The following is a 15,761-nucleotide window of genomic DNA, read 5'->3' as shown; positions in this document are numbered from 1 at the left end:
TTATCCTCTTTTCCATCTTGTACCTTGAGCGGTATCTTCTAAAATAATATTACGTTCTTTTAAATCGTCACGAATTTGATCAGACAATGCAAAATCACGATTTTTACGAGCTTCAATGCGCTTTTGGATAAGCTCTTCAATTTCTTCATCCAGTAATTCTTCTTTTGATAATTCTAATCCTAAAATATCAAATAACGTTTCCAGTTGTTTTACGTATGCTTCAATCACAACTTTAGATGTATGCTCTTCAAGTAAATATTGATTTGCATGATTTGCTACGTTGTATAATTCGGTAATTGCATTTGCAGTGTTAAAGTCATCATTCATTGCCTCTTCAAATGCAGTCTGGAATTTCTCTATTTCAGCTAACCATTTCTCATTATGGTCCGTTAAATCCGTACTACTCTCCATACGATGCTTTAAGTTTCCATAAGCTGTTTTAATTCTTTCCAGTCCATTATTCGTACTTTGTAATAACTCTTCACTAAAGTTAATCGGGTGACGATAGTGTACTGATAACATAAAGAATCTAATTAACTGCGGGTCGTATTGCTTAATAATATCGTGAACTAAAATAAAGTTACCCAGCGATTTAGACATCTTCTCATTGTTAATATTAATATATCCATTATGCATCCAGTAACGTGCAAACGTTTTTCCAGTCAATGCTTCTGACTGCGCAATTTCATTTTCATGATGTGGGAATGCCAAGTCTTGACCACCAGCATGAATGTCAATTGTATCCCCTAAGTACTTACGCGCCATTGCTGAGCATTCAATATGCCATCCTGGACGTCCTTGCCCCCAAGGGCTTTCCCAGAAGATTTCTCCTTCTTTCGCAGCTTTCCATAAAGCAAAATCAAGAGGGTCTTGTTTCTTTTCCCCTACCTCAATACGAGCACCGTGACGTAAATCTGCGATTGGTTGATGTGATAATTTACCGTAACCTTCGAATTCCTTCGTCTTAAAGTACACATCACCCTCTGATTCATATGCATACCCTTTATTCACAAGTTCTTGAATAAATTCAATAATGATATCCATATTTTCTGTTACACGAGGATGAACTGTTGCGTGTTTGCAACCTAGTGCTGTTACATCTTCAAAGTACGCTTCAACAAAGCGATCAGCAATTGTCGGTACATCTTCACCTAATTCATTTGCCGCTTTAATTAATTTATCATCTACATCCGTAAAGTTAGATACATATTGCACATCGTATCCTTTGTATTCTAAATAACGACGCACTGTATCGAATACCATAGGAGGCCTTGCATTCCCAATATGAATGTAGTTATAAACTGTAGGTCCGCATACATACATCTTTACCTTATTTTCTTCTAATGGAACAAACTCTTCTTTTTGACGTGTTAACGTATTATAAATGTGAATAGTCATTTTTATCCTTCCTTTCTACCTTTAATTCCAATTGTTTCTTCAATTTATCAAGTTCTACTTCCATAGCCTTTAATTTATCAAAAATCGGATCCGGAAGGTCAGAGTGATTTAATTCTTGACCAATCTTTACTCCATTTTGAATAACGACACGGCCAGGTATACCTACAACTGTAGAATGTGCAGGAACTTCTTTTAATACGACAGACCCTGCTCCGATTTTAGAATTCTCTCCCACAGTAATAGAACCAAGAACTTTAGCACCCGTCGCAATTAATACATTATCCTGAATTGTTGGATGCCTCTTTCCTTTTTCTTTTCCTGTACCACCTAATGTAACCCCTTGATAAATCGTTACATTATCACCAATTTCACAAGTTTCTCCGATTACAACTCCCATTCCATGATCTATAAAAAAACGTCGACCAATAGTTGCTCCTGGATGGATCTCAATGCCAGTAAAAAAGCGGCTCACTTGTGAAACAAAACGTGCAAGAAAGAAAAAATTTCTTTTATAAAAAGCATGTGCAATTCGATGGGCCCAAACTGCATGTAATCCAGAGTAAGTTAAAATGACTTCGAAATAACCTCTTGCCGCTGGATCCTGTTCAAAAACGACTTCAATATCTTCCCGAAGCCTCTTAAACATCGGTGTTCCCTCCCCTTTATGGGCTGCTTTTTTGTCGAGCGAACTAACTCCCCTAACTCATCACTTCTCCCCTAATTCTTTATATAAGGAGATAAATTCTATATTCATACCTATTTACACGGTATAAAAAAAAGGCGTCTCTGTCATATTGACAGAGACGCCTTTTAAGCGCGGTTCCACTCTGTTTAGGCTTAAAAAAGCCTCAAACTCATCCATGATAACGGTGTACACCGCTTCTGCTTACTTTGCGGCCTAAGACATCCCACGAAGCAATTCGCTGTTCAGCAGAAGACTCGAAGGGGCATTTCAAAAATCCGCTTATAAACCACTCCCAGCCTAAAGGTGGTTCTCTCTGTAAAAAGCCTGATTTTCTACTTCTCCTTCTCGTCGCTTTTCCTTATTAGGTTTTAGGTATACTTATTATATTTCTAAACCTAGAAAATGTTAACCAATTACTTTTTGAAGACGATTTAAAACTTTTTCTTTTCCAAGAAGTGCAATAGCATTCGGAAGCTCTGGACCATGCGTTTGTCCTGTAGTTGCAACACGGATTGGCATAAATAAATTTTTACCTTTATGTCCTGTTTCCTTTTGAACTGCTTTAATCGCTGCCTTAATTGCTGCTGGCTCCATTGCTTCTAGAGCTTCTATTTGACCAGCAAATGCACGAAGTACTTCAGGTACTTGTTCACCATTTAATACTTCTTGTCCTTCTTCTTCATAATCAACATGATCTTTAAAGAACATTTCAGAAAGCTCTACAATTTCAGCTCCAAAACTCATTTGTTCATGGTATAAAGCAATTACATCACGAATCCAAGCTTGGTCTTGTTCGCTTAAAGTTTCTCCCACACGTCCAGCTTTCACTAAATGCGGTAAGCTTAACTCTACAACCGTATCTAAATCTTGCTTTTTCATATACTGGTTGTTCATCCATTTTAGTTTTTGAGAATCAAATAATGCAGGTGATTTTGATAAACGAGCTGCATCGAACATTTTGATAAACTCATCTTTAGAGAAGATTTCTTCTTCTCCTACCGGAGACCAACCTAGTAGTGCAATAAAGTTAAAGATTGCTTCTGGAAGATACCCAAGCTCTTTATATTGTTCAATAAATTGAATAATAGATTCATCACGCTTACTTAACTTTTTACGACTTTCATTAACAATTAGAGTCATATGACCGAATTGTGGAATATCCCAGCCGAAAGCTTCATAAATCATCATTTGTTTCGGTGTATTTGAAATATGATCATCACCACGAAGTACATGTGTAATTTCCATTAGATGATCATCTACTGCTACTGCAAAGTTATAAGTTGGAATTCCATCCTTTTTCACAATAACAAAATCACCGAAATCATTTGAATGGAACGCAACTTCATCTTTTACAATATCTTTGAATGTGTAGTCACGATCAGCTGGTACACGGAAACGAATACTTGGAATACGTCCCTCAGCTTCAAATTCTTTCACTTGTTCTTCAGTTAATTCACGGTGGTTACCTGCGTAACGAGGTGTTTCACCACGAGCGATTTGTCCTTCACGCTCTGCTTCTAGCTCTTCTTCTGTCATATAACATTTATAAGCTAGACCACGCTCTAATAAATCTTCATATAATTTTTTATAAATATCTAAACGCTCTGTTTGGCGATATGGTCCAAATTCACCACCAACATCAACACCTTCATCCCAGTCCATACCGAGCCATTTCAAGTATTTTAATTGGCTTTCTTCTCCACCAGCCACGTTACGTTTTACATCAGTATCTTCAATACGAATAATAAATTTGCCATCTAAATGACGAGCAAATAAATAATTAAATAATGCCGTACGCGCATTTCCGATATGTAAGTGTCCTGTTGGACTTGGCGCGTAGCGCACTCTCACTTGCTTTTCCATAATTGGTACACCTTCCATTCTTAATGTCAACACATTCTATAATTGTACACCAAAAAAATGTGATTATCCATCTTACGAATTAAAAACCATTATTTTTTCTGTAATAAAACAACCGCTTGAGAAGCAATCCCTTCTTCTCTACCTGTAAATCCTAATTTTTCTGTTGTTGTTGCCTTTACATTAATGTTATCGATAGACGTTTCTAACAGTTCACTAATGCGCTTACGCATACTCTCAATATGTGGTGCCATTTTTGGTTTTTGAGCAATAATTGTACAATCTAAATTTCCTAACTCGTAACCTTGTTCACGCACAAATTCCCAAACTTTTTGTAACAATACAGCTGAATCTGCATCTTTAAAAGCTGGGTCTGTATCAGGAAAATGCTTTCCGATATCTCCTGCTGCAATCGCACCTAAACATGCATCAGCAATCGTATGTAACAATACATCTGCATCTGAATGACCGATTAATCCTTTCTCGTGTGGAATTGTAATTCCACCGATAATCAACGGGCGCCCTTCCGCAAATTCATGTACATCAAAACCTTGTCCAATTCGAAACATCCTTACTTCCTCCTTAAGCTAAACTACTGAGCTTTATGACTCTATATTATATCGCTATCCTTATAAAGAAAAGCCCGGCTGTTGCCGAGCTTTTCTTTATTAACACGTCATCAATGTTATTTCTTCTGAACACGTAGGAAACTTTCAGCAATTAATAGATCTTCCGGAGTCGTCACTTTAATATTATAGTAACTCCCCTCTACTACACCTACTTGCTTCCCCACACGTTCTACGAGACTTGCATCATCTGTGCCAAGAAAACAACTTTGCTTTGCGCTTCTATGAGCTTCTAGCAAAAGAGAAACAGAGAATCCTTGTGGTGTTTGTACAGCGTTAAGTTGAGATCGCTCTACCGTTTCTACAACAACACCCTTCTCTACTTTCTTAACAGTATCTTTTACTGGCACTGCACAAATGGAAGCTCCATATTTTTCTGCTGCAGTTAATACATCGCGAATCACTTTATTCGTTACGAACGGGCGCGCCCCGTCATGCACAAGAACATATTCGACACCACTCGCATACTGAAGTGCGTTATAGACGCTATCTTGTCTTTCGGCTCCACCCTGAATGAATTGTACGTGCTTTTCAATCTGGTACTTCTGCATTAACTCTTCAAAATACGGGCGTTCTTCTTCGTTAATTGCCATAATAATACTTTTGCACGCTTTATCTTTTTCAAAAGCACGCAATGTGTGCACAATAATTGGTACTTCATCTATAAGTAAAAATAACTTATTTTTACCAGCACCCATTCGTTTTCCTTGGCCCGCTGCCGGAATAATTAATGTATACATATTAATAATCCTCTACTTATAATGCTTTTTCTAGCAATTTACGTTTTGCGAAAATCATACGACCAGCCGATGTTTGTAATACGCTAGTAACAAGTACGTCAAGTTGTGAACCCACATACTCTCTACCATCTTCTACTACAATCATCGTACCATCATCTAAGTATGCAACACCTTGATTTTGTTCTTTACCATCTTTCACAACATAAACACTTAATTCTTCACCAGGGAGTACGACTGGTTTAATCGCATTAGCTAAATCATTAATGTTTAACACCGTAACCCCTTGTAATTCAGAAACTTTGTTTAAATTGAAATCGTTTGTTACTACAGTTCCACCAGTGATTTTTGCCAACTTTACAAGCTTGCTATCTACTTCTTGGATATCATCGAAATCGCCTTCATAAATTTCTACCGGAATTGGCATCTCCTTTTGAATACGATTTAAAATGTCTAGCCCTCTGCGGCCACGATTACGCTTTAAAGCATCTGAAGAATCGGCAATATGCTGAAGCTCTTCTAATACGAATTGCGGAATGACAATTGTTCCTTCTAAAAACTTTGTTTGGCAAATATCTGCAATACGTCCGTCAATAATTACACTCGTATCGAGAATTTTCCAATGAGTCGTAGATTTTTCTGCTTCGACCTCTACCTCTTCATTCTCACTATTGTTTTTCTTCTTACCTCCGCGTTGGGGTAATGTAAATAATCCTAGCAATTCATTCCTCTTTTTAAATCCTACTTGGAATCCTAAATATCCAAGTAAAAGGGTGAAGAACACTTGCAACACCGTACTAATAACTGGAATTGTAAATTCACGAATTGGTATCAAAATTAAATATGCAACAATAAGACCAGAGATTAATCCTAATGTACCAAATAAAACATCTGCTACAGGCGCCTTTACAAGAGCCTCTTCAATATGCTTAATAAGTTGAACAATATAATCTACAAGCCAAAATGTTGTTAAAAATAAAATAATTGCACCAATAATTGCACGAACATACGATCCTTCCAACAAAGGAACCGCACCGATATCTAATACATTAATAATTTTTGGGATTAAGTAAATCCCTAACGCTCCCCCGATCACTAAAAAGAAGAGCTGTACAATCCGTTTTAACATCCAACCACCTCCTACTCATTATTAACCATTGTTTCGCTAATCAAAACGCCGAATGCAAAAGCGGACGTGTTTTTTTGTAAATAGTTTTATTTACCAATATATCATATCATATACCAAAAATGTTCTAGTGTCGTTATATTATAGAATCAATGTAATATTCTTAATTGTGTCTACTCATATAGAGATGCTCTTGAATTCTTTTTAGACCTTCTCGTATTTTCTTCGCTCTCACTTCTCCAATTCCTTCCACATCATCCAATTCATTAATAGTTGCTCGGCAAACACCTTGCAATGTTTTAAATCGATTAATTAAATTCTCGATAATAAGTGGCGGAACACGAGAAATCTTGCTTGTGATTCGGTACCCTCTAGGTGTCACACTTTCTTCTAAACTTGTTTGTCCTGGATAGCCAAGCAATTTAACTAAATCACTATCCTCTAAAAGTTGTGTATTTGCAAGATCTTGTAACTTTTTCAATATTTGATGATGGTCTTGTGTTTTCTCCTGGTGATAATCTTTAATTAACAATGCTGCCTCTGCCTCTAAATCAGCTAGTAATTCTGTAAGCTGTAAACGAATTAACCTACCTTCTGTTCCTAACTCATGAATATAGCTCAATATTTCATTTTTAATACGCAGCACCATTTCAACACTATGTAAAACGTGAACCACCTCGGACATTGTAACGACCTCTTCAAATTCTAGAATACCCAAATTCGTAATGCCGTCATTCCATACAGCCTTATATTTTTCTAGCGTTTGAATTGCTTGATTTGCCTTCGTTAAAATGACACCTATATCTTTTAATGTATAACGTAAGTTCCCTTGATATAGCGTAATTACATTACGTCTTTGTGAAATGGCCACAACAAGGCTGCCCGTCTGCTTTGCTACACGCTCTGCTGTTCGGTGACGCATACCTGTTTCAATAGAATCAATAGATGAATCCGGAACTAACTGTGCGTTTGCAATTAAAATTTTACTTCCAGTTTCATTTAAAATAAGTGCTCCATCCATTTTTGCTAATTCATATAAACTAGCAGGAGAGAATGCGCAATTAATATGAAAACCACCATCAACAATGCTTTTAATCTGCTCATTATACCCAAGAACAATTAGTCCCCCTGTTTGTGCGCGAAGTACATTATCTATCCCTTCGCGCAGTGGTGTTCCCGGGGCCACGAGCTGTAAAATATTAATTATACTTTTGACACGTTGCTTATTTTCTTCCATAGCCTAGCCTCCTAATGTCAAACGAAGCGCTTCTCCTAAATTAGAAACACCTACAACCTCAATCCCCTCTGGAATTGTCCACCCCCCTAAATTTTTTCTAGGAATGATAGCACGTTGAAATCCTAATTTAGCTGCTTCTTGTACACGTTGTTCGATTCTTGATACTCTTCTTATTTCTCCAGTTAATCCAACTTCTCCTATTACCGCATCAGTTGGTGCCGTAGATTTATCTCTAAAACTTGAAGCTATACTTAAGGCAACAGCTAAATCAATTGCCGGTTCATCTAATTTCAAACCACCAGCTACTTTTAAATACGCATCTTGATTTTGTAATAGTAAACCTGTTCTTTTCTCTAGTACCGCCATAATAAGCGAGACACGATTATGATCAATTCCTGTCGCCATTCTTCGAGGATTTCCAAAACTAGTAGGGGAAATTAATGCCTGTATTTCTACTAAAACTGGTCTTGTTCCTTCCATTGAGGCAACTACTGTTGAACCTGCAACTCCAACTGGTCTTTCCTCAAGAAAAATTTCAGAAGGATTTAAGACTTCTGCAAGGCCAAGTTCTTTCATTTCAAAGATACCCATTTCATTCGTAGAACCAAAACGATTCTTTACAGCTCGTAAAATACGATATGTATGGTGTCGATCTCCTTCAAAGTAAAGAACTGCATCGACCATATGTTCTAGCATACGCGGTCCCGCAATTGCACCTTCTTTTGTCACATGCCCTACGATAAAAATTGGGATTCCCTTTGTTTTTGCAAGTTTCATTAATTCTGCTGTACATTCACGTACTTGCGCCACACTACCAGGAGCTGATGTCACTTCAGGTAAATGTATCGTTTGAATAGAATCAATAACAACAAAAGCAGGATTCATCTCTTCAATATGTGCTGCAATACGCTGTAAATCTGTCTCTGATACAACAAATAGATTACTACCATTTACATGTAAACGATCTGCACGAAGTTTAATCTGCTTTGCTGACTCCTCACCTGATATATACAATACATCATATGAAGCATCTGCTAATTGCGAGGAAATCTGTAATAATAACGTTGATTTTCCAATCCCAGGGTCCCCACCAATAAGTACTAAAGATCCATCTACAATTCCGCCACCTAGTACACGGTTAAACTCCTGAAATTTTGTTTCAATACGTGCCTCAGACTTTGTTTCTACTTCTGTAAGACGTCTTGGTTTTGTTACTTCTGTTTGAATTGCATTTGCATAATTTAGGCGTCTGGATGATACAACGGGTTCCATCTCTTCAACAAGCGAATTCCATTGACCACACCCTGGACATTTACCCATATATTTTGGTGATTGATAACCACACTCTTGACATGTGAATTTTGTTTTCTTTTTAGCCATATCTTTTTATATTTCACTTCGCTTTCATCTATAAACATTTGACCTTCTCGTACAAGAAAGAGGGCTATCTCGTAGCCCTCTTAGTTTGTCTATACTTATTTTACCTTTTCAGCACTATGAATGACAAATGTTTCCCCTTCTACATCAAAGATAACTTTTTGCCCTTTCTCAATAGCACCTTTTAAAAGTTCTTCCGATAGTCTATCTTCTACATGCTTCTGAATTGCTCTACGTAGTGGACGAGCACCATATTCACGATCAAACCCTTTATCAGCAATAGCTGCAATCGCCCCTTCTGTTAATTGCAATTCAATTTCTTGTTCTTTTAAGCGATTCACTAACTGATTTACCATAAGAGTCACAATTTCTTGAATATGTTTTTTCTCAAGCATATGGAATACGATAATTTCATCAATACGGTTTAAGAATTCTGGACGAAATGCCTTTTTCAGCTCATCCATTACTTTACCTTTCATATCCGAATAATCACGGCTTTCATCTTGTACGTTAAATCCAAGATGTTTGTTACGTTTTAACGCCTCAGCACCAACGTTAGACGTCATAATAACAATCGTATTACGGAAGTCAACTGTACGTCCTTTAGAATCAGTTAAACGACCATCTTCCAATACCTGTAGTAAAATATTAAATACATCGGGATGCGCCTTCTCTACTTCATCTAATAGGACAACTGAATACGGCTTACGACGAACCTTCTCTGTTAATTGTCCGCCTTCTTCATACCCAACATATCCTGGAGGAGAACCAACTAAGCGAGAAGTTGAATGTTTCTCCATATACTCAGACATATCAATGCGAATCATTGCATCCTCATCACCGAACATAGATTCTGCCAATGCTCTTGCTAATTCTGTTTTACCTACACCTGTTGGCCCTAAGAAAATAAATGAACCAATTGGACGTTTCGGATCTTTCAATCCTGCTCTTGCACGACGAACAGCTTTCGCTACAGCCACTACCGCTTCATCCTGGCCAATGACACGATCATGAAGAATGGATTCTAAGTTTAATAATTTATCAGTCTCTGTTTGTGCAAGTTTAGAAACAGGGATACGTGTCCATGTAGAAACGACATTTGCAATATCTTCTACCGTAACCTCTGAATTTTCTTTTCCTTGTTGCTCTTTCCACTGACGCTTTGTATCTTCCAATTTCTCACGTAAGCGTTGTTCCATATCACGTAAGGAAGCAGCCTTTTCAAACTCTTGACTTTGTACAGCCGCATCTTTTTCTTTTCGAATTTCCTCAAGCTTCACTTCAAGCTCTTTTAAGTTTGGTGGTGTTGTATAAGAGCGTAAGCGAACCTTTGAAGCAGCTTCATCAATTAAATCAATTGCTTTATCCGGTAAGAAACGATCCGTAATATAACGATCAGAAAGTTTTACAGCTGCATCAATTGCATCATCTGTAATAGACACACGGTGATGCGCCTCATAACGATCGCGTAAACCTTTCAAGATTTGAGTTGATTCTTCTAGACTCGGCTCATCAACATGAATTGGCTGGAAACGTCTCTCTAAAGCTGCATCCTTTTCAATATATTTACGATACTCATCTAAAGTTGTCGCACCAATACATTGTAATTCTCCGCGTGCTAAAGATGGTTTTAAAATATTTGATGCATCGATTGCACCTTCTGCTCCACCTGCACCGATTAATGTATGAAGTTCATCAATAAATAGAATAATATTCCCTGCTTGACGTATTTCATCCATTACTTTCTTTAAACGATCTTCAAACTCACCACGATATTTCGTCCCAGCTACCACTGTTCCCATATCTAGTGTCATAACACGCTTATCTCTTAACGTTTCAGGAACTTCATTATTTACGATTTGCTGTGCTAACCCTTCAGCAATTGCTGTTTTACCTACACCAGGTTCTCCAATTAACACTGGATTGTTTTTTGTTCTACGGCTTAACACTTCAATTACACGTTGAATTTCTTTACTACGTCCAATAACAGGATCCAAACGATTCTCACGTGCAACAACTGTTAAGTCGCGTGCTAAACTGTCTAGTGTCGGTGTATTGGCATTTGTCGATGAACCACCTTGGTGACCTGAACTTGCTTCGTTACTTCCAAGAAGTTGTAATACTTGTTGTCTTGCTTTGTTGAGGCTTACGCCTAAATTATTTAAAACACGTGCCGCTACACCTTCACCTTCACGGATTAAGCCAAGTAAAATATGTTCTGTTCCAACGTAAGAATGTCCTAGCTTACGCGCTTCATCCATAGACAATTCAATAACTTTTTTAGCACGAGGTGTATAATGTACAGTTTGAGAAGCTTCTGTTCCACGTCCAATTAACGCTTCTACCTCTTTTTGCACTTTTTCCGGGCTCAATCCAAGAGCAATTAACGCTTTTGCTGCAATTCCTTCACCTTCGCGTACAAGCCCAAGTAAAATATGTTCTGTTCCAATATTATTATGCCCAATGCGAATTGCTTCCTCTTGAGATAAAGCTAATACTTTCTGTGCTCTTTCTGTAAATCTTCCAAACATCATAGAAATCGCCTCCTACTTGCGCTTAGTTTTTTTCAATACGTAATCGCTCACGGATTAAGGTTGCTCTTCGATAATCTCTTTCTTCTGGTCCTAAAGGTCCTCCTGCATATTGTTGTAAAATACCTGGTTGCGTAAGAACCATTAGCTCAGTCAAAATATTTCTCGATATACCTTTTATATATCCTAGATCAATACCAAGTCGTACATCCGATAAGCAAGTTGCCGCTTCTGCAGATTGAATTAAACGACTGTTTGCTAGTATACCGTAAGAACGATAAACCTTATCTTCAAGCTCAATACTCGAATTTTGTACAATTAATTCTCTGGCCAATTTTTCTTGTTGTATAATTTGCTGCATGACACTCTTTAAATCTGCAATAATATCTACTTCGGATTTCCCTAGCGTCATTTGATTTGATACTTGAAATATATTACCTAACGCTTCGCTACCTTCACCGTATATTCCTCTTACTACTAACCCTAATTTTTGAATTACTTGTATAATACGGCTAATTCTTTTTGTTAAAACCAGCCCTGGTAAATGAATCATTACAGAAGCTCTTAATCCTGTACCAACGTTAGTAGGACAACTCGTAATATATCCAAGTGATTCATCAAAAGCATATTCAACCTCTTTCTCAATCCAATTATCTATTTGATTAGCGCTTTGAAGCGCCTTTGATAACTGTAGCCCTGGAAATAGGCACTGAATCCTAATGTGGTCTTCCTCATTAAGCATCACACTAATGTGTTCGCTTTCTGATAACAGACATGCTCCATATTCGGTCCCTGCGAGATTTGGACTAATTAAATGCTTTTCGACTAAAACTCTCCTTTGAAGAGGCGTTAATTCATTCATTTTTAATAATCCAAACTTCCCAAAGGGCTCTACCGATTTATTTATAAATTTCTTTTTAAATAATTCTTGAACCTGTTGAGCTTCCTCTTCGTTTTGCATAGTAGAAAATTGATATTGCTTAAAATTACGAGCCAAACGAATTCGACTACTTAAAACAATATCAGAATCAGGGCCATCCCCCTTCATCCATGGACTAATCGCTTCATTCATAATTTTGTCCAGTGACATAGAACTACTCCCCCTCTCTATGCTCACTAAGCTGAGTTTCAAGCCCTCGAATTTCATCTCTTACCTCAGCAGCTTTCTCAAACTCCTCATTCTGTACATATTGTTTCAGAATAAGTTTTAGTTCATCTAATTCTTTCTTTAAGTGGATATTTCCTTCCATTCGTTCCGGAATTTTTCCACAATGTTCTGTATGTCCACCATGAAGTCGCTTTAACAATGGGTTTAAGTGTCCTTTAAATGTATCGTAACAAGAAGCACAACCAAAGCGTCCCACTTTTGTAAAATGTTCATATGTCATCTTACAATCTGGACATCTTACTGTATTTGTATTTGAAAACCCGTTTTTTCCTTCTCCAAACATTGTTGATTCACCGTGTAATAAACCAGCAAATACATCATGAAATGAAAAGTTAGACTGTGATGATTGAAAGAAAGACGTATAGCCACTTTGCTCCGCACATTGCTCACAAAGATGAACTTCCGCCTTCTTCTCGTTGATTACTTTTGTATAATGTAAAGTTGCTGGTCTTATATTACAGTTTTGACAAGTCATCAATATCCCCACCTTTACAATAGGAACGATCTACCTCATGATACTTTTCATACATTACTAGATTGTCCTCTTTCCTTAATCCATTTAGATAAAAGTACATGCTCTTTTTCAAAACTTCTACAATATTTAACTGCCCTATCTTAATTATCATTCTTTTACAAAAGCTGTATTTATTTATATTTCAGTGTTCTTAACATTGCGCATAATATTCGAGCCCTAAGTTCATCTCGAGAAGGAATATCCATTGATAATACAGAACGATCTAGTACACTTAACATTAGTTTTGCTTCACGGCCTGTTATAATTCCCTCTTCTAATAAACGTATAATCATACTCTCTGCATTCCCTTGTGCAACGCTATGATCAATCATATGAAGCATTTGATCAATAATGTCTATATCATCATGCAGTTTGACTTTTATAATGCGAATGTAACCTCCTCCACCACGTTTACTTTCTACTATAAATCCTCTTTCTAATGTAAAACGGGTATTGATTACATAATTGATTTGAGATGGTACGCACTCGAATCGATCCGCAATCTCATTTCTTTTGATTTCAATCACATTATTATTACTTAAGTCAATAACTTGCTTTAGATATTGCTCAATGATATCAGATATATTTCTCATTTATCCGCCACCTTTATTGACTTTGACTATCTTTGACTTTAATTATATACGTATTAATAAAATTTGCAACTCTTTTGCTTATTCACTATCCTAGCCACATTCCCCTGCATTTAATCAAAATAGTAATTATTTAAGCACATTTTTTTAATTACTATGGATTATAAAAGAAAACACGAAAAAACACGAGTCATTTGACTCGTGTTTAGTTGCTTGGCGACGTCCTACTCTCACAGGGACAAGGTCCCAACTACCATCGGCGCTAGAGAGCTTAACTTCCGTGTTCGGTATGGGAACGGGTGTGACCTCTCTGCCATCATCACCAAACTATGAAGGCATATTCCTTCAAAACTAGATAACATTGCTACATATTATATGGTTAAGTCCTCGATCTATTAGTATTCGTCAGCTCCACATGTCACCATGCTTCCACCTCGAACCTATCAACCTGATCATCTTTCAGGGATCTTACTAGCTTACGCTATGGGAAATCTCATCTTGAGGGGGGCTTCATGCTTAGATGCTTTCAGCACTTATCCCTTCCGCACATAGCTACCCAGCTATGCCCTTGGCAGAACAACTGGTACACCAGCGGTGCGTCCATCCCGGTCCTCTCGTACTAAGGACAGCTCCTCTCAAATTTCCTACGCCCACGACGGATAGGGACCGAACTGTCTCACGACGTTCTGAACCCAGCTCGCGTACCGCTTTAATGGGCGAACAGCCCAACCCTTGGGACCGACTACAGCCCCAGGATGCGATGAGCCGACATCGAGGTGCCAAACCTCCCCGTCGATGTGGACTCTTGGGGGAGATAAGCCTGTTATCCCCGGGGTAGCTTTTATCCGTTGAGCGATGGCCCTTCCATGCGGAACCACCGGATCACTAAGCCCGACTTTCGTCCCTGCTCGACTTGTAGGTCTCGCAGTCAAGCTCCCTTATGCCTTTGCACTCTACGAATGATTTCCAACCATTCTGAGGGAACCTTTGGGCGCCTCCGTTACACTTTAGGAGGCGACCGCCCCAGTCAAACTGCCCACCTGACACTGTCTCCCGGGTCGATAAGACCCGTAGGTTAGAATTTCAATACAGTCAGGGCGGTATCCCACCAGCGCCTCCACCGAAGCTAGCGCTCCGGTTTCAATGGCTCCCGCCTATCCTGTACAAACTGTACCAAAATTCAATATCAGGCTACAGTAAAGCTCCACGGGGTCTTTCCGTCCTGTCGCGGGTAACCTGCATCTTCACAGGTACTATAATTTCACCGAGTCTCTGGTTGAGACAGTGCCCAAATCGTTACACCTTTCGTGCGGGTCGGAACTTACCCGACAAGGAATTTCGCTACCTTAGGACCGTTATAGTTACGGCCGCCGTTTACTGGGGCTTCAGTTCAGAGCTTCGCTTACGCTAACCCCTCTCCTTAACCTTCCAGCACCGGGCAGGTGTCACCCCCTATACTTCGCCTTACGGCTTCGCAGAGAGCTGTGTTTTTGCTAAACAGTCGCTTGGGCCTATTCACTGCGGCTTTCCGTTAAGAAAGCACCCCTTCTCCCGAAGTTACGGGGTCATTTTGCCGAGTTCCTTAACCAGAGTTCTCTCGCACACCTTAGGATTCTCTCCTCGCCTACCTGTGTCGGTTTGCGGTACAGGCACCTTTTATCTCGCTAGAAGCTTTTCTTGGCAGCGGGGAATCAAAGACTTCGCTCCATAAGGAGCTTCCCCATCACAGCTCAGCCTTCACGATAAGCGGATTTGCCTACTTATCAGCCTAACTGCTTGGACGTGCACAACCAATCGCACGCTTCTTCTATCCTTCTGCGTCCCTCCATTGCTCAAACGATAAAGAGGTGGTACAGGAATATCAACCTGTTGTCCATCGCCTACGCCTGTCGGCCTCGGCTTAGGTCCTGAC

Annotated in this window: 12 protein-coding genes, 2 rRNA genes and 1 other annotated feature (1 of these 15 cut by a window edge); all 14 genes read right to left on the bottom strand. The window is 38.7% G+C overall.

The genetic code is table 11. The features are described from left to right. Complete coding sequence (gene cysS, locus NST90_RS00505) at positions 1-1,398, bottom strand: cysteine--tRNA ligase (protein WP_000152276.1); 1,398 nt, start codon at positions 1,396-1,398, stop codon at positions 1-3. Beyond that, positions 1,379-2,044 (bottom strand): serine O-acetyltransferase, encoded by a 666-nt coding sequence (gene cysE / locus NST90_RS00500; protein ID WP_000476497.1) that lies wholly within the window; start codon positions 2,042-2,044, stop codon positions 1,379-1,381. The genes cysS and cysE overlap by 20 nt, the downstream gene beginning before the upstream one ends. Positions 2,045-2,194: 150 nt before the next feature. After that, positions 2,195-2,441 (bottom strand) — a binding site (T-box leader). A gap of 47 nt (positions 2,442-2,488) precedes the next feature. Beyond that, positions 2,489-3,946 (bottom strand): glutamate--tRNA ligase, encoded by a 1,458-nt coding sequence (gene gltX, locus NST90_RS00495; RefSeq protein ID WP_000415143.1) that lies wholly within the window; start codon positions 3,944-3,946, stop codon positions 2,489-2,491. 89 nt (positions 3,947-4,035) lie between these two features. Further along, a complete protein-coding gene (gene ispF, locus NST90_RS00490) occupies positions 4,036-4,512 on the bottom strand; it encodes a 2-C-methyl-D-erythritol 2,4-cyclodiphosphate synthase (RefSeq protein ID WP_000488386.1) in 477 nt (158 codons plus the stop codon). Positions 4,513-4,628: 116 nt separating this feature from the next. Beyond that, complete coding sequence (gene ispD / locus NST90_RS00485) at positions 4,629-5,309, bottom strand: 2-C-methyl-D-erythritol 4-phosphate cytidylyltransferase (RefSeq protein WP_000288283.1); 681 nt, start codon at positions 5,307-5,309, stop codon at positions 4,629-4,631. Between the two features lie 16 nt (positions 5,310-5,325). Next, complete coding sequence (locus tag NST90_RS00480) at positions 5,326-6,435, bottom strand: PIN/TRAM domain-containing protein (RefSeq protein WP_000919677.1); 1,110 nt, start codon at positions 6,433-6,435, stop codon at positions 5,326-5,328. A gap of 160 nt (positions 6,436-6,595) precedes the next feature. Then, entirely contained in the window at positions 6,596-7,669 is a 1,074-nt protein-coding gene (gene disA / locus NST90_RS00475) for a DNA integrity scanning diadenylate cyclase DisA (RefSeq protein WP_000392158.1), read from the bottom strand. A gap of 3 nt (positions 7,670-7,672) precedes the next feature. Beyond that, complete coding sequence (gene radA, locus NST90_RS00470; RefSeq protein ID WP_001085202.1) at positions 7,673-9,049, bottom strand: DNA repair protein RadA; 1,377 nt, start codon at positions 9,047-9,049, stop codon at positions 7,673-7,675. A 95-nt stretch (positions 9,050-9,144) separates the two neighbouring features. After that, a complete protein-coding gene (clpC, locus tag NST90_RS00465) occupies positions 9,145-11,580 on the bottom strand; it encodes an ATP-dependent protease ATP-binding subunit ClpC (protein ID WP_000971184.1) in 2,436 nt (811 codons plus the stop codon). A gap of 22 nt (positions 11,581-11,602) precedes the next feature. After that, positions 11,603-12,667, bottom strand: coding sequence for a protein arginine kinase (locus NST90_RS00460; RefSeq protein ID WP_000050843.1), 1,065 nt, complete (start codon positions 12,665-12,667; stop codon positions 11,603-11,605). A gap of 4 nt (positions 12,668-12,671) precedes the next feature. Then, positions 12,672-13,220, bottom strand: coding sequence for a UvrB/UvrC motif-containing protein (locus NST90_RS00455; protein ID WP_000128399.1), 549 nt, complete (start codon positions 13,218-13,220; stop codon positions 12,672-12,674). 170 nt (positions 13,221-13,390) lie between these two features. Next, positions 13,391-13,852, bottom strand: a complete 462-nt coding sequence (gene ctsR, locus NST90_RS00450; RefSeq protein ID WP_001244558.1) for a transcriptional regulator CtsR — start codon at positions 13,850-13,852, stop codon at positions 13,391-13,393. A gap of 208 nt (positions 13,853-14,060) precedes the next feature. After that, positions 14,061-14,176 (bottom strand): 5S ribosomal RNA (gene rrf / locus NST90_RS00445). A gap of 48 nt (positions 14,177-14,224) precedes the next feature. Next, positions 14,225-15,761 (bottom strand): 23S ribosomal RNA (locus NST90_RS00440); it runs 1,386 nt beyond the window's last position.

This window comes from Bacillus sp. FSL E2-8900, from assembly GCF_037966225.1.
Taxonomy (GTDB): Bacteria; Bacillota; Bacilli; order Bacillales; family Bacillaceae_G; genus Bacillus_A; species Bacillus_A cereus.
Note: the sequence above shows the minus strand (reverse complement) of the source record. Positions and strands in the feature narration are given on the sequence as shown.

Coding starts and splice junctions, on each gene's coding strand:
- cysS (WP_000152276.1), bottom strand. CDS start 1,398: ATGACTATTCACATTTATAATACGTTAACACGTCAAAAAGAAGAGTTT.
- cysE (WP_000476497.1), bottom strand. CDS start 2,044: ATGTTTAAGAGGCTTCGGGAAGATATTGAAGTCGTTTTTGAACAGGAT.
- gltX (WP_000415143.1), bottom strand. CDS start 3,946: ATGGAAAAGCAAGTGAGAGTGCGCTACGCGCCAAGTCCAACAGGACAC.
- ispF (WP_000488386.1), bottom strand. CDS start 4,512: ATGTTTCGAATTGGACAAGGTTTTGATGTACATGAATTTGCGGAAGGG.
- ispD (WP_000288283.1), bottom strand. CDS start 5,309: ATGTATACATTAATTATTCCGGCAGCGGGCCAAGGAAAACGAATGGGT.
- NST90_RS00480 (WP_000919677.1), bottom strand. CDS start 6,435: ATGTTAAAACGGATTGTACAGCTCTTCTTTTTAGTGATCGGGGGAGCG.
- disA (WP_000392158.1), bottom strand. CDS start 7,669: ATGGAAGAAAATAAGCAACGTGTCAAAAGTATAATTAATATTTTACAG.
- radA (WP_001085202.1), bottom strand. CDS start 9,049: ATGGCTAAAAAGAAAACAAAATTCACATGTCAAGAGTGTGGTTATCAA.
- clpC (WP_000971184.1), bottom strand. CDS start 11,580: ATGATGTTTGGAAGATTTACAGAAAGAGCACAGAAAGTATTAGCTTTA.
- NST90_RS00460 (WP_000050843.1), bottom strand. CDS start 12,667: ATGTCACTGGACAAAATTATGAATGAAGCGATTAGTCCATGGATGAAG.
- NST90_RS00455 (WP_000128399.1), bottom strand. CDS start 13,220: ATGACTTGTCAAAACTGTAATATAAGACCAGCAACTTTACATTATACA.
- ctsR (WP_001244558.1), bottom strand. CDS start 13,852: ATGAGAAATATATCTGATATCATTGAGCAATATCTAAAGCAAGTTATT.